General features: G+C 72.2%; 14 protein-coding genes, 1 pseudogene and 1 riboswitch. Of the genes and pseudogenes, 9 read left to right on the forward strand and 6 right to left on the reverse strand.

Features of this window, described 5'->3' with window-relative positions; translation table 11 throughout:
• The first annotated feature begins 67 nt into the window (after nucleotides 1–67).
• Both VT50_RS01405 and VT50_RS01410 read left to right on the forward strand, forming a co-directional pair.
• On the forward strand, nucleotides 68–1,363 hold the full coding sequence (locus tag VT50_RS01405) for a hypothetical protein (RefSeq protein WP_075200582.1): 1,296 nt from the start codon (nucleotides 68–70) through the stop codon (nucleotides 1,361–1,363).
• Nucleotides 1,364–1,503: 140 nt separating this feature from the next.
• Nucleotides 1,504–2,034 (forward strand): DoxX family protein, encoded by a 531-nt coding sequence (locus VT50_RS01410; RefSeq protein ID WP_420822163.1) that lies wholly within the window; start codon nucleotides 1,504–1,506, stop codon nucleotides 2,032–2,034.
• A gap of 101 nt (nucleotides 2,035–2,135) precedes the next feature.
• Here the strand turns inward: VT50_RS01410 and VT50_RS01415 are convergent, their stop codons facing one another.
• On the reverse strand, nucleotides 2,136–3,989 hold the full coding sequence (locus VT50_RS01415; RefSeq protein ID WP_046090721.1) for a protein kinase domain-containing protein: 1,854 nt from the start codon (nucleotides 3,987–3,989) through the stop codon (nucleotides 2,136–2,138).
• Between the two features lie 125 nt (nucleotides 3,990–4,114).
• Between VT50_RS01415 and VT50_RS01420 the strand changes: the two genes are divergently transcribed.
• From VT50_RS01420 to VT50_RS01435, 4 genes are all read left to right on the forward strand, one after another.
• Complete coding sequence (locus VT50_RS01420; protein WP_046090722.1) at nucleotides 4,115–5,425, forward strand: PspC domain-containing protein; 1,311 nt, start codon at nucleotides 4,115–4,117, stop codon at nucleotides 5,423–5,425.
• 257 nt (nucleotides 5,426–5,682) lie between these two features.
• Nucleotides 5,683–5,856, forward strand: a complete 174-nt coding sequence (locus VT50_RS01425) for a hypothetical protein (RefSeq protein WP_240528994.1) — start codon at nucleotides 5,683–5,685, stop codon at nucleotides 5,854–5,856.
• A gap of 159 nt (nucleotides 5,857–6,015) precedes the next feature.
• Nucleotides 6,016–7,293: a PspC domain-containing protein gene (locus VT50_RS01430; RefSeq protein ID WP_046090724.1), complete on the forward strand. Its 1,278-nt coding sequence runs from the start codon at nucleotides 6,016–6,018 to the stop codon at nucleotides 7,291–7,293.
• Nucleotides 7,290–8,090, forward strand: a complete 801-nt coding sequence (locus VT50_RS01435; protein ID WP_075200583.1) for a LuxR C-terminal-related transcriptional regulator — start codon at nucleotides 7,290–7,292, stop codon at nucleotides 8,088–8,090. Before VT50_RS01430 ends, VT50_RS01435 begins: the two co-directional genes overlap by 4 nt.
• Before the next feature lie 3 nt (nucleotides 8,091–8,093).
• Here VT50_RS01435 and VT50_RS01440 read toward each other — a convergent pair whose 3' ends face one another.
• From VT50_RS01440 to VT50_RS01455, 4 genes and pseudogenes are all read right to left on the reverse strand, one after another.
• The gene (locus VT50_RS01440; protein ID WP_046090725.1) at nucleotides 8,094–8,291 is read right to left on the reverse strand and encodes a hypothetical protein; all 198 of its coding nucleotides are present in this window, start codon (nucleotides 8,289–8,291) and stop codon (nucleotides 8,094–8,096) included.
• Between the two features lie 76 nt (nucleotides 8,292–8,367).
• Nucleotides 8,368–9,329, reverse strand: a pseudogene (locus tag VT50_RS01445) (SDR family NAD(P)-dependent oxidoreductase).
• Nucleotides 9,330–9,499: 170 nt separating this feature from the next.
• Nucleotides 9,500–10,486, reverse strand: coding sequence for a homoserine dehydrogenase (locus VT50_RS01450; protein ID WP_046090726.1), 987 nt, complete (start codon nucleotides 10,484–10,486; stop codon nucleotides 9,500–9,502).
• A gap of 125 nt (nucleotides 10,487–10,611) precedes the next feature.
• Nucleotides 10,612–11,643, reverse strand: a complete 1,032-nt coding sequence (locus tag VT50_RS01455) for a C40 family peptidase (RefSeq protein WP_046090727.1) — start codon at nucleotides 11,641–11,643, stop codon at nucleotides 10,612–10,614.
• Between the two features lie 312 nt (nucleotides 11,644–11,955).
• On the opposite strand from VT50_RS01455, the gene VT50_RS01460 reads away from it, so the two are divergent.
• Nucleotides 11,956–12,309, forward strand: a complete 354-nt coding sequence (locus tag VT50_RS01460; protein ID WP_046090728.1) for a hypothetical protein — start codon at nucleotides 11,956–11,958, stop codon at nucleotides 12,307–12,309.
• 112 nt (nucleotides 12,310–12,421) lie between these two features.
• Nucleotides 12,422–13,189, forward strand: coding sequence for a L,D-transpeptidase (locus tag VT50_RS01465; protein ID WP_206269316.1), 768 nt, complete (start codon nucleotides 12,422–12,424; stop codon nucleotides 13,187–13,189).
• 76 nt (nucleotides 13,190–13,265) lie between these two features.
• Here the strand turns inward: VT50_RS01465 and VT50_RS01470 are convergent, their stop codons facing one another.
• A complete protein-coding gene (locus tag VT50_RS01470) occupies nucleotides 13,266–14,423 on the reverse strand; it encodes a C40 family peptidase (RefSeq protein ID WP_046085321.1) in 1,158 nt (385 codons plus the stop codon).
• A gap of 8 nt (nucleotides 14,424–14,431) precedes the next feature.
• Nucleotides 14,432–14,644, reverse strand: a riboswitch (cyclic di-AMP (ydaO/yuaA leader).
• A 175-nt stretch (nucleotides 14,645–14,819) separates the two neighbouring features.
• On the opposite strand from VT50_RS01470, the gene pcrA reads away from it, so the two are divergent.
• A complete protein-coding gene (pcrA, locus tag VT50_RS01475) occupies nucleotides 14,820–17,294 on the forward strand; it encodes a DNA helicase PcrA (RefSeq protein WP_046085322.1) in 2,475 nt (824 codons plus the stop codon).
• Nucleotides 17,295–17,358: the final 64 nt, after the last annotated feature.

Consider the following 17,358-nt stretch of genomic DNA (forward strand, 5'->3'; position numbering starts at 1 on the left):
GTCAGTTGGGCGGTGCCGTGGGAACCCGCGGTCCCGTGCGGAACGAGTGAACGACGGAGCGACCCGCGTGGCGGTGGAACAGGCGGAGAACGCCACGACGGCAGAGGGACAGCGCCCCCATGGGCACCCGCACGGCCACAAGGGCTGTGAATGCCCTCAGGGGGCCCGTGAGGGCCACCGGAGGGCCGTGGCCACGTTCGTGGCCCTACGGGAGCGTTTCGCGGCCGGAGAGGGCCTTCCCAAGGCTCTCGCCCACTCGGCCGGGGCGTCCAGGCAGTGGGTCTCGGACGAACTGGCCCACGCGGCCCGTTCGGTGGCCGACAGCGGCCGCGCCGAGACCTCGGCCTGGCGCCATCGGGTGTGGCTGCGCACGGTGTTCGTGGTGTGGGGCGCGGCCGGGGCGCTGCTGATCGCCCAGTTGGCCACTGCGATCGGCGCGGGCTGGTCGGTCGCGCGGACGGCCGGGCTCACCGCCGCCGTGGTCACCGCCGCGCTGCTGACCCTGGCCGCCCGGCTGCACCGCGCGGACGGCGGCCCGCTCGCCCCGCTCGTCGGCGAGGACAACCGCCTCTCCACCTCCCGTACCGTCGCCGCCGCCTGGCTGCTGTTCGCGGTCTTCGCGGTGCTGGTGCTCGGCGTCGAGCTGGCCGTGGCCCCCGGCGACCGGCAGCGGCTGACCGACGGGCTCGCCCTCGGCCACACCGCCGGGCTCCTTACGGTCGCCGCGCTGACGTGTGCGGCCGCGGTGCTGGCACGGCTCGTCGTGGCGGCCCGGGTGCGGGGGCAGCGGCTCCAGAAGACGCGGGCCGTGCGCCCGCGCGTCGCCGATCTGCTGACCGATGACGCGGGCCGCGGCAGCCTCGCCGATGTGCAGTACATCGTCGTCCACACCGTGGCCCTCGCCTTCACCGCGGTCCGCCTCGCCCGCGAGCCGTGGCGGCTGCCCGACGTGCCGTGGGGCCTGGCCCTGCTGGCGGCCGTGTCGGTGGTGATGTACCTGGCCGGGAAGTACGCGGAGGGCGGCCGTCCGACCGTGCTGTCCGTCGTACGGGCCCTCCCCGAGGAGGGCGCCATCGACCGCGACGCCCCGATCCGCACCGGCGACGACATCGAGATCCGCGGCAGCGGCTTCGTCCCGCCGGGCGCCCAGGACCCGGACCGGCTGGCCAAGCTGGTCGTCCGCATCGGCGCGGTGCACGTCCACGTCCCGCTGGTCCCGGTGGCCGGGGGCTTCAGCAGCCCCACGGACACCGCGCTCACCGTGCCGGTCCCGGTGGACGTGGAGCCGGGCCGGGTGGATGTGCAGGTCGTGACGGCCTCGGGGGCGGAGACCAACCGCTATCCCATCGATGTTATGGACTGAGTCGTTCCGGTCGGCCGCTCCGTATGGTTTCGTCGAACGCGCAACTAAACGGCGGCGCGACGGGAGAGGCGGGCGGCATGAGACACGCGGATCGTATGGCCGGTTCGGGAACGGCGGGCAGCGGCGGCAGCGTGCACGGTATGGGCGGGGTGGGTGGCGTGAACGGCATAGGCGGGCAGCAGCAGTCCATGGGGATCAGGGCCACGGCTGCCCGTTACGCACTGCTGCCGTTGCGGATCTTCCTCGGCGTCACCTTCGTCTACGCCGGAATCGACAAGCTCACCGACTCGGCCTTCCTGGCTGACTCGGGCTCGGGCTCGATCGGCGAGCTGATGCGCCAGGTACGGGACGGTTCGGCGGTGCCCTGGCTGGTCGACCAGGGCCTCAAGGACCCCAGCGCCTTCGGCTACGCGATGGCCTACGGCGAACTGGCCGTCGGCCTCGGCATCCTGGTGGGCCTCCTCTCCCGACTGGCCGCCTTCGGCGGCGCGCTGATCTCGCTGAGCCTGTGGCTCACCGTCAGCTGGCAGTCGGACCCGTACTACTACGGCAACGACCTGGCCTATCTGATGGCGTGGCTGCCGCTGGTCCTGGCCGGGGCGCCGTATCTCTCCCTGGACGTCGTCATCTCCCGGCGCCGGCGCCGACAGGGCTCGCAGCTCTTCACGTAGTTCGCGGCCCGTCAGGCTCGGCCCGTCAGGCTCGTGGCCCTCACCGCAGGCGCGTCCCTTCGCGGGGCGCGCCTCTTCGGACGGGCCGTGTCCGCGGTCCGTCAGTTGATGATGCGGAAGCCGTCCCGCACCTCGTCGAAGATCGGCCGGTAGGTGCTCCAGTCCGCGTCCGGGGCGCTCAGGTAGATCGCGTACTCCTTGTCGCCCTCATTGCCGAAGCCGAGGTCGACCGCGCGGAACATCCGGACCTCGCCGCGGAATCTGAACTCCCAGATCGCGGCGGGCATGCCCTGGTACTTCGTCTCCTGGAGCCGCAGCCGCTCGTAGATCGGGTACTCCCTCTTGTCCTTGAACCCGACCTCGAGGTCCTTGAAGTGCTGCACCTCGTTGCCGGAGGCGAAGTCCAGGACGTTGATCCGCAGACCGGCCAGCCCGGTGGAGTCGAGGTAGCGGACCTCCTGGGTGCGGTCGACCGTGTTGCCGTCGGGGTCGTTCTTCTCCTGGCGGGTCCAGCCGTCGGGGATGGGGAGGGAGAAACCGAACTTCTTCTCCTTGACGATGTGGTAGCCGGACGGCGCGGTGTACGGCTTGGGCGGGGAGGGCGACGGGTTGCCCGTGGCGGAGGATCTCCCGCCGGTCCCCCCGCCGTTGTCGTGGTCGAGGCCGTAGACATAGATGCCGCCCGCCACGGCCACGACCGCCAGGGAGGCCGCCGCGGCGGTCCACACCGCCTTACGGCTCCTGCGCGCCGGAGCGGGGGCGGGCTCGGGCACCGGCGTCGGAGCGGTCAAGGACGGCGTCGACGTGGTGAACGGCGTGGCCGTGGGCGGGTTGTGCGCGGCGTTCGCCGCGTGCGACGTGGTCGGCGGGTTGTGCGCGTCGTGCGGAGTGCCCGGAGTGTGGGTCGTGTGGTGATACGGGGGCGATGTCGTGGACGGGTTCGGCGCGGCGTGCGCGTCCGTGCCCGTGGTCCGGTCTGTGCCGTTGGTCTGGTCCGTGCCGGGAGCCCGGTCCGTGCCGCTGGTCCGGTCCGTGCCCGTACCGGGCTCCCGCCGCGTCGAGAGGTTCATGGTCGCGTCGAGCGGCGGATTCGTGGTGGTCGTATCGAGCGGCGGGGGCCGCAGCGTGGACGTCTCGGGCTCCGAGGCCGGGAGCCGCAGCGCCCGTTCGGTCTCCTCGGCCGTGGGCCGCAGCTCCGGCTCCTTGGCCAGCAGGCTCTCGATCAACGGAGTGAGCGCGCCCGCCCGTTGGGGCGGGTCAAGCGGATCGACGGCGATCGCGTAACCCGTCTCGATCGCCGTGGCCTTGCGGAACGGAGGCCGCCCCTCGACCGCCTGATAGAGCGTCGCCCCCAGCGCCCAGAGGTCCGACGCGGGCCCGGGTTTGCGGCCCCTGACCCGCTCGGGCGCGATGTAGTCGATGGAGCCGACGACCTCGCCGGTCTTGGTCAGCGTCGAGGTGCCGGTGGCCATGGCGATGCCGAAGTCCGTGAGCACGACCCGGCCTTCGGGGCCGAGCAGCACATTGCCGGGCTTGACGTCCCGGTGCAGCACCCCGGCCGCGTGTGCGGCGCGCAGTGCGGCGATCATGCCGCGGCCGATGCGGGCGGCCTCGTCGGGCGAGACCCGTCCCCCGTCCTTCAGCAGGTCGGCGAGGGTCGTGGAGGGCACGTACTCCATGACGATGCACGGCAGTCCGTAGTGGTCCACCACGTCATGGACCACGACCACGTTGGGGTGGGTGATGCGGGCCGCGCTGCGCGCCTCGCGGCGGGTGCGTTCGTGCAGGGTCGTCAGCTCGTCCTCGGCGAGGTGGGGAGAGACATGGAGCTGCTTGACCGCGACCTGGCGGCCCAGCAGTTCGTCCTCGGCGCGCCACACCGTGCCCATGCCACCACGGCCGACCTTCTCGACCAGGCGGTAACGTCCGGCTATCAGGTGGCCTTCGTCCGACACCGCTTTCCCCTCCCCGCACACGTTCGATGCGACACGATAGCCGCCGTGACTCCCGGGGAGATCTCAGGGAAGACCTAGGGGCATGCCGGATGTCGCGAGTACGGCCCTGTTGTCACCATGGACGCATGACCGAAGCACCCACCGTGGCGGACGAGGCCGAGGCCGCGTCCGGTTCCCGCCTGTCACACACGCCGCTCCGGCGCAGTCGTGACCATAAGGTGATCTCGGGGGTCTGCGGAGGGCTCGGCCGCTACTGCGATCTGGACCCGGTGATCTTCCGGGTGGTGCTGTCGGTGCTGACCGTCGCGGGCGGCCTCGGCCTGATCGTGTACGGGTTCTGCTGGCTGCTGATCCCGTTCCACGGCGAGGACGAGAACGAGGGGCGCAGGCTGCTCTCGGGCCGGGTCGAGGGCCCCGGGCTGACCGCGGTGCTGGTGGCGCTGGTGGGCTGTGGGCTCTTCCTGTCGATGCTCAACAACGGCGGCGTCATGTACTTCTCGTTCATGCTCGCCCTCGCCGCGGCCGGTGCGGGCTACTGGTCGTACCACCGGCGGCAGGCGGAGAGCGTGGGCGCGGTGGACGCGGCCACGGCCCAGGCCGTCGCCGACGCGCCGCCGGAGACCAAGGCGCCGCCCACGCGCGGCGGTCCCGGCCCGTCCTGGTGGCGCGACCCGATCGTCAAGGACGGTACGACCGGGCCGCTCGGCGCCGGGGCCGGGCCGCGGACCGGCTATCTGTGGGGGCCGGACGACGGCCCGTACGACAAGGCGGAGGCGAGGGCGGAGCGGGCCCGCCGGGTGCCGGACCGGGCCTCGATCGGCGGCTGGGCCTTCCTGGTGGCGGTCGCCGCCGCCGTGGTGGGGGCGCGGGCGGGGTGGTCCTCGCAGCCGCTGAGCACCAGCCTGGAGATCGGGTTCGCCTGTGCGCTGGGGGTCTTCGGGCTCGCCCTCGTGATCAGCTCCCGCTGGGGGCGGACCGGTGGCGGCACGGTGTTCCTCGCGCTGCTGACGAGCGCGCTGCTGGCGGGCGCGGCGGCCCTCCCCGACGCCGTCACCCCCGACTGGGCCCACCGCACCTGGGCCCCGACCTCCGTGGCGTCGCTGCGGGACGGCTATGAGCTGGGCGGCGGCGTCGCCGAGCTGAAGCTGGACCGGCTGCCCCTGGAGGCGGGCGGCTCGGTCTCCAGCCGGGTGGAGATGGGCGTGGGCAAGCTGGCCGTGACGGTCCCGCGCGACGCCCGGGTGAGGCTGGACATCGAGGTCGGGGTCGGCGACATCTGGCTCCCGGGCGAGACGCGCAACAGGCACGACGTCGACATCGGCCCGGACCGGGAGCGCAGGCTCACCCTGGAGCCGGTGGGCGGCGGCAAGGCCGAGGGCACGGTCTCGCTGAAGCTGGAGATGGGGCTGGGTGCGGTGGAGGTGAAGCGCTCATGAGGCGCCGTTCGTGGGGTCGTGGGGTGGGCCGTCGGTTCGGCCATGGGCTCGGCCATGGGTTTGGTCATGGGTTTGGCGATCGGGCCGGGCATGGGTTTGGTGGTCGGTTCGGTCATGGGATTGGTGGTCGGGCCGGTCATCGGTCCGGGAATCGGTTCGGTCATCGGTCTGATCACTCGTGCGGTGACTCGCCGGGGCGCGCGGCCCCCGACCGGTCCCGCCATCCGTTCGAGCCGGGCAAGCTGGTGGCCGGGCTGGTGATCCTTGGCGTGGCCGCCGCGTACGGGATGGACGCGGCCGGGGAGTGGGACGTCCGCCCGGAGATCGCCCTCCCGGCCCTCCTGGGCGGCCTCTGCGTCGCGGCCCTGACCTCGGCCCTCACGTACGTGTTCCGCCGCCGGTCGGGCAGGAGGACGACGCCGGACGACTGACGCGGGCCCGGGCCGCCGGGGCGCGGCGCCCCCGGCTCCTTGCCCCTGGCCCTCTGGCCCTCTGTCTGTCTCCTGGTCCCCTGTCCCCTGCCCCAGGTCGGGGAACGATCAGGGGCGACCCTGATGCCCGATGTCGGCCGGGCGTGTGACGATCGAGCCATGACCGCCGCAGTGCCCCCCACGGCCCCCGAGCCACCCCCGCGCAAGCTCTACCGCAGTGCCGAAGGCCGCCTCCTCGGCGGTGTGGCGCGCGGGCTCGCGGGCCATCTCGGGCTGCCGGTCTCCTGGGTGCGGATCGTCTTCATCGCGCTGTTCATGGCGGAGGGGTTCGGCGCGCTCGTCTACGCGCTCTTCTGGTTCATCGTCCCGCTCGGCGTCGGCGGCGTGGAGACGGCCACCGGCCGCCCGCTCACCACCGTGGGTCCCGACGGCCGCCGCCGGATCCTGGCCCGCAGGCCGGAGCGGGGCCAGATCATCGCCCTGGTCGCGCTCTTCATCGGCATGGGGATCTTCGTCCAGGGCTTCCACCTGGGCCGCGCCAACACCTATATCTGGCCGCTCCTCCTCATCGGCGCGGGAGTCGCCCTCTTCTGGCGCCAGGCGGACAACGCCCGCCGCGCCCAGTGGGTCGAGCTCAGCCGCAGCAAGCGGGTCCTGCCGCTGGCCCGTGGCGCCACGGGGGTGGTGCTGGTGGCCGCCGGGGTGTCCGGGATCGTCGTCCTCCAGGGCTCGGCCAAGCATCTGGGGGCCGTGCTGCAGGCGGCCATGGCCGTCCTCGTCGGCATCGCGCTGCTCGTGGGCCCGTATGTGGTGCGGATGACGCAGGACCTCTCCGAGGAGCGGCTGATGCGCATCCGCGCGCAGGAGCGGGCGGAGGTGGCCGCCCATGTCCATGACTCGGTGCTGCACACCCTCACCCTGATCCAGCGCGGCGCGGAGGACCCCCGGGAGGTGGCCCGGCTGGCCCGCGCCCAGGAGCGGGAGCTGCGCGCGTGGCTCTACCGGCCGGAGGGCACGGGCAAGGACGAGGCCGAGGAGCCGGACACCCTGGCGGAGGCGGTGAAGAAGACGGCGGCGGAGGTCGAGGACCACCACGGCGTCCCGATCGAGGTGGTGGTGGTCGGGGACTGCCCCCTGGACGAGAGGCTGGGCGCACAGATACAGGCGGCGCGCGAGGCGATGGTCAACGCGGCCAAGTACGGTGGCGACGGTGGGGCCGTCCAGGTCTTCGCCGAGGTCGAGGGGGCCACGGTGTTCATCTCCGTGCGCGACCGCGGCCCCGGCTTCGACGTGGACGCGGTGCCGGAGGACCGGATGGGCGTACGCGAATCGATCATCGGCCGGATGCAGCGGAACGGTGGCACGGCGCGGCTGAGATCCGCGCCGGACGGGGGCACGGAAGTGGAGCTGGAGATGGAGAGGGCGGCGACGACATGACCGATGCGACGGGCGGTACGAACGCGACGAGCGGCCCCGGGGCGCAGGGCGTACCGGGCGCCGTGCCCGGTCCGGCGGGGGCCGTGCCCGGTCCGGCCGGGGCCGGTAGCCCCGGGGCAGGCGATGCCGAGGCGGCGCGGCGGGTGCGGGTCGTGCTCGTCGACGACCACCGCATGTTCCGCACCGGGGTGCAGGCCGAGATCGGGGAGACGGCCAGGACCGGTGTCGAGGTGGTCGGCGAGGCGGCCGACGTCGACCAGGCCGTGACCGTGATCACCGCGACCCGCCCCGAGGTCGTGTTGCTCGACGTCCACCTCCCCGGCGGGGGCGGCGTCGAGGTGCTGCGCCGCAGCGCCTCGCTGATGGCCGACCCGGAGCGCCCGGTGCGCTTCCTCGCGCTGTCCGTCTCGGACGCCGCTGAGGACGTCATCGGCGTCATCCGCGGCGGTGCCCGCGGCTATGTGACCAAGACCATCACCGGCACCGACCTCGTCGACGCGATCTTCCGGGTCTCCGAGGGCGACGCGGTCTTCTCCCCGCGCCTGGCCGGTTTCGTTCTCGACGCCTTCGCCTCCACCGACGCTCCGCCCGTGGACGAGGACCTGGACCGGCTCACCCAGCGCGAGCGCGAGGTGCTGCGCCTGATCGCGCGCGGCTACGCCTATAAGGAGATCGCCAAGCAGCTGTTCATCTCGGTGAAGACGGTCGAGAGCCATGTCTCGGCGGTGCTCCGCAAGCTCCAGCTCTCCAACCGCCATGAGCTGACCCGCTGGGCGGCGGCCCGCCGCCTGGTCTGAGCCTCAGCCCGGCACCCCGATGCGCCGCGTGCCGACGACCCGACGGCAGCCGTACCCGTCCGTGTCCGACACCCCGTACAGCCGCCGCCCGTCCCGCGCGGCCCGAGGAAGGCGCGGCGGACGAGGTTCCGGCCGCGGCGTGTGCAGATGATCGCGCTCGGTGTCGCCCAGCCGCAGGGCGCGGGCCAGCCCGGTCAGCATCTCGCGGGACGGGCGTGCCCTCGGGTGGACGGCGGCGGCCGGAGCTGAGACCGGCCTCCGGACACATCGCCTTGGCTCACACCGGGCCGAACCGTGGGTCGAGCCCCGTCAGGTCGCGGCTCGCCGACCACAGGCGGGCCGCGACCTCCGGGTCGGCCAGGTGACCTCGGACCGGGCGGCGGCGTGGGGCGCCGCGGAGGGCGAAGTGGCGGGGGCCCACAGTTCGCCGCCGCTGATGGACGGGTCGAGTACCGCTCGTACGGCGGACCAGGCGCCCGCGTCCTTCCCCTGGAGCAGGATCCCGGCGGGCAGACCCCGCAGCCGTGTGCCGGGGGTGCGGACGCGCAGGGGCGGGCGGGAGGGGGTGAGGGAGTCGAGCGCGCCGCCGGGATGGGTGACCACGCTCCGCACCGTGCTGCCGACCGCCTTCAGCCGTCGGTCGAGTTCGAAACCGAAGAGCATCTGGGCCAGTTTCGAGCGCCCATAGGTGCGCTCGGGCTCGTAGTCCCGGGTGCTCTCAAGGTCGTCCAGGTCCAGTCGCTCGGAGGTGGCCGCGAAACTGCCCGTGGTGATGACGCGGCCCTCGGGGGCGGCCGTGAGCAGCGGTGCCAGCCAGTGGGTCAGCGCGAAGTGCCCCAGGTGGTTGACGCCGAACATCGCCTCATGGCCGTCCCCGGTCTCCTGGCGGGTTGGCCGGTCGAACTTCACCCCGGCGTTGTGGACCACGGCGTCCAGACGGTCCGATCCCAGCGCTTCCGCGGAGTCTTTGAGCGAGGCGAGATCGGCGAGGTCCAGCCGGACATGACGCACCCGGGCGCCGGGGACCCGGGAGCGGATCGAGGCCACGGCGGCGCTCGCCCTGCCCGGGTCCCGGCTGCCGAGGACGACGCTGGCTCCCGTACCGGCGAGCTGTTCGGCGACGAAGTACCCGATCCCCGCGTTGCCTCCGGTCACCAGAAAGGTCTTTCCTCCGGCCCGTGGCAGGCCGTGGACATCCCATCGCTCGGACGGGGATTCGGCCGGAGCTGCGGAAGGCATGTAGGGGCTCCTCGCGTTCGTCGGGGCGGGGCGGGGCCCCAATGGGGCTCACGCTGAACGCGTATCAGCCTTACGGTCGCCACCGACGCCCCGCCGACAGAGCGCCGTCACGCCCCGCACTCCGCCGACAGTGCGACGTCACCTCCCGCACCCCGCCGACAGATCGCCGCTCAGGCGAACCCGGAACCCGCGGGAACCGTCACATCCAGCGTGTCCTTGACCATCGCGAGCGCCGCGCCCAGGGGGCTGGAGCGGCCGCCGCTGACCGTGATGTCGCCCGCGTCGGGGCAGCCGTAGACGGCGGCCTTCTCGGGGCCCCTGAGGGCGTACAGGGGGTCGCCCGGTCCCGTCTCCTCCAACGCGACGCGGACGACGAGCGGTTCATCTGCGGTCGCGGTCGCGACCGACCGCAGACGGCGGCCCCGCGCGGCAGCCGTACGGGCCGCCTCCGCCGTCCCGGCGTCGATCCCCGGTCCCGCCTCCGTCCTTACGGCCGTCGCGTCCCATCCCCACAGCAGAGCCGCCAACAGCCGCACCTTCACGGCCGCGTCGGCCCCGGAGAGGTCGGCCGCCGGGTCGGCCTCGGCGATACCGCGCCGCTGAGCCTCCGCGACCGCGCCGGGCAGCGCGTCGCCGTCCGCCAGCCGGTCCAGGACGAAGGTGGCGGTGCCATTCGGGCAGGCGCGCAGCGTACGGCAGCCGAGGCCCCGTACGCCGATCCGCGCGAGGTCGGCCGTGGGGAGGGCGGCTCCGGTGGCGCCCGAGATCCGGACGCGGCTGCCGCCCTCGGCCGCCGCCCGCTCCAACTCGCCCCAGTGGCTGAGCAGATGGCTCTTGGCGGCGGTCACCACATGGACGCCTCGCCGCAGGGCCGACAGCGCGTCGGCGGCGGCCTGTTCGCGCACCGCAGGGGACGACGGCACGGCCTGGGCCAGCACCACCGCCCCCGTACGCTCCAGGGTCTCGGCGAGCGACGGCAGCGGGCCCCAGCCGCTGCGCGGCTCCGGCGGCAGCCCCTCCGCCGCGCTGGTGCGCACGGCGGCGAGCCGGAGCGGCAGCGCGCCGCCGATCAGCCGCTCGGCGTAGGCCCGCCCCACCGGGCCGTACCCCGACAGCACGACGGAGGGGTGGGCGCGGACGTCGGCATCGTGTGACATGCGGCCAGTCTGCCCCCGAGGCCCCAGGTCGAGGTCCCCAGGTCAAGGTCCCCCAGGTTGAGGTCCCAGGTTGAGGTTCCCCGGCTTGAGGTTCCCCGGCTGAGGTGACCTCGGCCTGGGGACCGCTACGCCGGGCGGGCCGCCCCCGCGAAGGGCATGTCCCCCACGGCGGCCATCCGGACCGGGGCCCCGGGACGCGGGGCGTGGATCATGCGGCCGCCGCCGATGTAGAGGCCGACATGGCTGATGCCGGAGTAGAAGAAGACCAGGTCGCCGGGGGCCAGTTGGTCGCGGGTGACGCGCCGTCCGGCGTTGATCTGGGTGTAGGTGGTGCGGGGCAGGGCGACCCCGGCGGCGCGCCAGGCGGCCTGGGTGAGCCCCGAGCAGTCGTAGCCGTGGGGACCGGTGGCGCCCCATACGTACGGCTTGCCGAGGGCCGCGTACGCGTAGGAGACGGCTCGGGCGGCGCGGCCCGTGGCGGGGACGGAGCCGGTGGCCTTGTCGCCGTCCCGTGCTGCCAGCAGGCGCTGCCGCTGCTCGAGGGTCAGCCGGTCGAGGAGGCGGTCGGCGGCGGCGAGCTTCTCCTGGACGGTCCGCTTGTGGTGGGCGGCCGTCGTCTGGGAGGTGCGCAGAGCGGCGAGGCGGTCGGCTGCCTCGCCGCGGACCTGGCGTAATTTCCGGTCCTGACGGCCGATCGCGGCGATCAGGGCGGCCTGGCGGCTCCCCGCGCGCTCGGCGAGCGAGGCGCGCCGCAGGTACTGGTCGGGGGAGGAGGACAGGGCGAGTTGGAGGGCCGGGGCGATCGTCCCCGAGCGGTACTGGGCGGTGGCGAAGGCCCCGAGGGCGTTGCGCGCGGTGTTGAGCCTGGCGGCGCGGCGGGCGGCCTGGTCGCGCAGCGCCTCCAGCGTCCGGCGGGTCTTGTCGGCCTTCTCCCGCGCGCCGTTGTACTGCTCGGTGGCCTCCTCGGCCGCCCGCTGGTACTCATCGACCCTCGCCTTCACCTGAGCGGGGCTGAGGCGGTTCTCGGCGTGCCCGGTGCCGTCGAGGAGGGTGGCGGACCCGGCGCCGGTGAGGGCGAGGAGCGCGGCCGCGCGGGCGGTGCCGCGGGCGGTGCTGCTGGTGAGCGAGCGCTGCTTGGGCTTCCTGTGCGACGCCACTGCGGCTGTTCACCTGGTCTTTCTTGGGCAATCCAGTGTGGGCAATGCGGAACATTCGATGGCAGTCCGCCATGAGGCGGGGACCCTCGGTTGACGGGAGGCGGACTGCCACCTGAAGGAGGAAGCTAGGCCGGAAAGCGGGGGTCATGCGGGGGAATGAACGGGAGTGCACGGTTTTGGTCGAGCCCATGACGGCTGCTGATCGCCCGGCGAGTGGGGTGGTCGGGAGTGTGGGGCGGCCGTGATCGAAGCGGCGATAGGCGCCCACCCGAGTGCCGGGCGATGATATGCGCGCGGCTAGTCTCCGGAGCCATGGACGTACTCATTCATGTGTTCGTCGGCCTCCACATCGTCGGCATCGGCGCGCTGCTCGGTGGCTTCTTCTCGCAGCTCAAGGCCGCGCGCGCGGGCGAGGCCCGGATGACCCCGGCGATGCTGCACGGTGCGCTGACCATGCTGGTGACCGGTGTGGCGCTGGTCGGGCTCAACCAGGCGGACGACAACAGCGTCAATAACGTCAAAATCGGTGTAAAGCTGGCGCTATTGGTCGTGATCCTCGGCCTGGTCTATGTGAAGCGCGATGAGGAGAAGGTAGAGTCGGCCGCCTTCGGCGCGGTGGGTGCCTTGACAACGGCAAACATCTTCATCGCCGTGCTGTGGACCTGACGAACGAATGTTCTGGGGGTAATCCCAAGACAATCGCGACACAATCCCGAGGCAACCGTTTGCACTCGCGAGCTGTCTTAGTGAAGAGCGAGGCAGTCGAGAGGAGTGGCCAATGGGGGTAGTGGGGGCAGTCAGAAGTCATGGGCGGCGCGTGGGCGTCGCGCTGGGGCTGGCGGGGATGGCGGTGCCGCTCGCGGTCGCCGTCGCCGGCCCGGCACAGGCCCAGGCGCGGCCGCTGGGCCGGTCGGCCGGAGCGGTGACACCGGTGCGGATGGCCGCGTCGTCGTGCACGACCACCACGGGGCCGTACCAGAGGCAGGCCGAGCGGTTCCTTGGCCGTCCCGTGGACGGGCGGCAGTCGCGGGCGGACTGTCTGGCGATCCAGAAGTTCCAGATCGACCACGGCATCAGTCCGACGATCGGCTACGCGGGCCCGATCACCTCCGGCGTGATGAGCCTCATCGGCGCCCAGAAGGCCGCCGGGCACAACCCGAACGCGGCGAAGAAGTGCCCGACCAACAAGGGCCGTATCGCCTGCGTGGACCTCACCCGGCAGCTGAGCTGGGTCCAGGACGGCTCCCGGCTGGTCTACGGACCGGTGCCGGTGCGGTCAGGGCGGGACGGCTTCGAGACCCGCACCGGGCTGAAGAAGATCTACTGGCGGAACATCAACCACTGGTCGACGCTCTACAAGGTCGCCATGCCCTACAGCCAGTTCTTCGACGGCGGCCAGGCGTTTCATTCGATCGCTGGCAGCGTATGGTCCCCGCCCGGCTCCCACGGCTGCGTCAACATGCGCAAGGGCGAGGCCAAGAAGTACTGGAGCCTGCTGAAGAACGGCGACGACGTGTACGTCTACGGGCGCAAGCCCGGCACGTGAGCCGCTGAGCCACTGACGCGCCGCTGCCCCGGGCCCAGCCCGGGGCAGCGGCGCGTCAAGACCAGGGAGCGGGCGCTTACGAGGGCCGCACGCTCCCGTAGATCGGCATCTCCGTGATCGGCGCCTTCTTCACCACATCGCCCGGCTTGGGCGCGTGGATCATCATCCCGTCGCCGATGTAGAGGCCGACATGGCTGATGTCGTCGTAGAAGAAGACGAGATCGCCCGGCTGGAGTTGCGACGTCGAGACCCGCGTACCGGCCTTCACCTGGTCCCAGGTGGTGCGCGGCAGCGAGATCCCGGCGGACTTCCAGGCCGCCTGTGTCAGCCCCGAGCAGTCGAAGGAGCTGGGCCCGGTCGCACCCCAGACGTACGGCTTGCCCAGCTGCGCCTTGGCGAAGGCGATGGCCTGGGCCGCCTTGGAGCTATTGGCCGGGGCAGAGGGCGCCGTCGAGCCGGAGCCGCTGTCTCCGTTCTGCTCCTGCTGCTTCTTGCGCGCGGCCGCCTCCTGCCGCTGCTTCTCGGCCAGCGCGGCGGCCTTACGGCGGGCCTCCTCCGCCTTCTTCTTCTCGATCGCCGCCAGCCGGGCCTTCTCCTTGGCGGTCAGATTCGCCAGCAGCCGCCGTGCCTCGGTCAGCTTGTCCTGGACGGTCTTCTTCTGCACCTTCAGCTGCTTCTGCGACGCGGTCAGCGAGGCGAGGCTCTCGGCGGCCTTACCGCGCTCCTTGGCGGCCTTCGTCCGCTGGGTCTGGAAGTCGTCCACGGCCTGCTTCTGCCGGCCGGTCATCCGGTCCATCAGATGCGACTGGTCGAAGACGTCCTGCGGATCGTTGGAGAACAGCAGGGTCGCGGCGGAGCGGGCCATCCCGCCGTCGCGGTACTGGGCCGCGGCGTAGGTGCCGAGCGTGCGCCGCGCCTCGTTCAGCTTCTCGGTGCGCTGGGCGACGGAGTCCAGCAGCTTGTCGACCTTGCCCCGCTGCTGTTCGGTGCGCTCCTTGGCGGCGTTGTAGCGCTGGGTGGCGGTCTCCGCCTGGTGGTAGAGGGTGTCGACCTTCTCCTTCACCTTCTCGATCGACTGGGCGGCCGGCTTGGGATCGGCGGGCGCGGCGTTGGCCGACTGGGAGAGCAGGGTGACGGACGCGAGGGCGGCCGTGGTGAACCCGACGGCCGTACGGCGGCTGTGACCGGTGAGCGGGGCGGGTATTCGGCTCCGCGGCTTGCGGTGCGACGCCAAGGGAGGCGACTCCTTCCGTGGACCGCCTACCGGGTTAGCTGTCGGGTTCGGGCGTTTCGGAAGGTTGCCCTACGGCCGTGTCCGGGCGGCACTGGCGCACCACATCGGTCGGGCCGATTCACCCCGGTGTTGCGAGGGCCCCTCCACCCCCAGGGGGGCCAGGAGGGTGGGTCCCCGGCTCCGGGCGCCTCACGGCGTACTGGACTCGGCGGAGGCCGCCCGTGCCGACGTGGTTCGCCGACGGATCTTCCGGGCCGCCTGACGCAGGACGGTAGCCAACACGTGGGGCTCCTGTGAAGACTGGTGACCGTTTTGTCAGAAACCATTTCGTGATGTTGGGCGCTTGGCCGTCATCGGACCCCGGCTGTCAGTGGGGCGGCCTAGACTCGGGGAGCGATGAGCAGCCTCTTTGACGACAGCTTCCTGGCGGACCTCGGGCCTCCCTCGGACGAGGAGCGGCCACCGCCGCCCGAGGAATCGGCGCACCCCGGCCACGGGGGCGCCGAGGACGTGCCGCACCACCTCTTCAGCGGCGATTTCGACGCGCCCGTGCCCCGGGAGGCCCACTACCGGGACGGCGCGGCCCGGCCCGCCGTGGACCCGTCCGCCCTGCTCGAGGGGTTGAACGAGCAGCAGAGGGCCGCCGTGGAGCACACCGGCTCGCCGCTGCTGATCGTCGCGGGCGCCGGCTCCGGCAAGACCCGGGTGCTCACCCACCGCATCGCCTATCTGCTCGGCGCCCGTGGCACCCACCCCGGCCAGATCCTCGCCATCACCTTCACCAACAAGGCGGCGGGCGAGATGAAGGAGCGCGTCGAAGAGCTCGTCGGCCCGCGGGCCAACGCCATGTGGGTGTCCACCTTCCACAGCGCCTGTGTCCGCATCCTGCGCCGGGAGTCGAAGAAGCTGGGCTTCACCTCGTCGTTCTCGATCTATGACGCGGCCGACTCCAAGCGGCTGATGTCGCTGGTCTGCCGGGATCTGGATCTCGACCCCAAGCGGTTCCCGCCGAAGTCCTTCAGCGCCAAGATCTCCAACCTGAAGAACGAGCTGATCGACCAGGAGACCTTCGCGGGGCAGGCGGCGGACGGCTTCGAGAAGACGCTGGCCGAGGCGTATGTGATGTACCAGGCGCGGCTGCGCGAGGCCAATGCGCTGGACTTCGACGACATCATCATGACCACGGTCAATCTGCTCCAGGCGTTCCCGGACGTCGCCGAGCACTACCGCCGCCGCTTCCGGCACGTCCTGGTGGACGAGTACCAGGACACCAACCACGCGCAGTACACACTCGTGCGCGAGCTGGTGGGCACCGACACCGAGGAGACCACGGCCGCCGAGCTGTGCGTGGTGGGCGACGCCGACCAGTCGATCTACGCCTTCCGCGGCGCCACGATCCGTAACATCCTCCAGTTCGAGGAGGACTACCCCACCGCGCGGACGATCCTCCTCGAGCGGAACTACCGCTCCACCCAGACCATCCTGAGCGCGGCCAACGCGGTCATCGAGCGCAATGAGAACCGCCGCCCGAAGAACCTGTGGACGGACGCCGGCGCCGGATCCGAGATCACCGGCTATGTGGCCGACACCGAGCACGACGAGGCCCAGTTCGTCGCCGAGGAGATCGACCGGCTGACGGACGCGGGCGACGCCAAGGCCGGGGACGTGGCGGTCTTCTACCGCACCAACGCCCAGTCCCGTGTCTTCGAAGAGGTCTTCATCCGCGTCGGGCTGCCGTACAAGGTCGTCGGCGGTGTGCGCTTCTACGAGCGCAAGGAGGTCCGGGACGTCCTCGCGTATCTGCGGGTGCTGGCCAACCCCGAGGACTCCGTCCCGCTCCGCCGGATCCTCAACGTGCCCAAGCGCGGCATCGGGGAGCGCGCGGAGGCCATGATCGACGCGCTGTCGCTGCGCGAGAAGATCACCTTCCCGCAGGCGCTGCGCCGGGTCGACGAGGCGTACGGCATGGCGGCCCGCTCGGCCAACGCCGTCAAGCGGTTCAACGCGCTCATGGAGGAGCTGCACACCATCGTGGAGTCCGGGGCGGGCCCGGCCACCGTCCTGGAGGCGGTGCTGGAGCGCACCGGCTATCTGGCCGAGCTCCAGGCGTCCACCGATCCGCAGGACGAGACCCGGATCGAGAACCTCCAGGAGCTCGCCGCCGTGGCCCTGGAGTTCGAGCAGGACCGCGGCGAGGAGAACCCCGGCACCCTCGCCGACTTCCTGGAACAGGTCGCGCTCGTCGCCGACTCCGACCAGATCCCCGACGAGGACACCGACGGCTCCGGCGTGATCACGCTGATGACCCTGCACACCGCGAAGGGCCTGGAGTTCCCGGTCGTCTTCCTCAGCGGCATGGAGGACGGCGTCTTCCCGCATATGCGGGCCCTCGGCCAGACCAAGGAGCTTGAGGAGGAGCGGCGGCTGGCCTACGTCGGGATCACCCGGGCCCGCGAGCGGCTCTATCTGACCCGCTCGACGATGCGCAGCGCCTGGGGACAGCCCGCGTACAACCCGCCGTCCCGCTTCCTGGAGGAGATCCCGGACCAGTATGTGCGGTGGCGGCGCACCGGGCCCGCCACCCCGTCGGCGTCCATGGGCGGTATCGCCTCGACCCCGCCGTCGGGGCTGTCGTCCGGTCCTTCGACGTCGCGTTCGCGCACCGGGGGCGGCGGGTTCGCCACCCGGCGGGCCAAGGAGCGCCCGGTGGTCGCCCTGACCATCGGCGACCGGGTCACCCATGACTCGTTCGGGCTCGGCACGGTGGTGGCGGTCAAGGGCAGCGGGGACAACGCGGAGGCGACGATCGACTTCGGCGGCGAGAAGCCGAAGCGGCTGCTGCTGCGGTACGCACCGGTGGAGAAGCTGTAGCGGGGGGATAGGCCGTAAAGGCGGCGCGCGGCGTGCCGGTGGCGCGCCGCGGCGGTGGCCCCGG

Origin of the sequence: Streptomyces antioxidans, from assembly GCF_000968685.2 — a bacterium.
Lineage (GTDB): Bacteria > Actinomycetota > Actinomycetes > Streptomycetales > Streptomycetaceae > Streptomyces > Streptomyces antioxidans.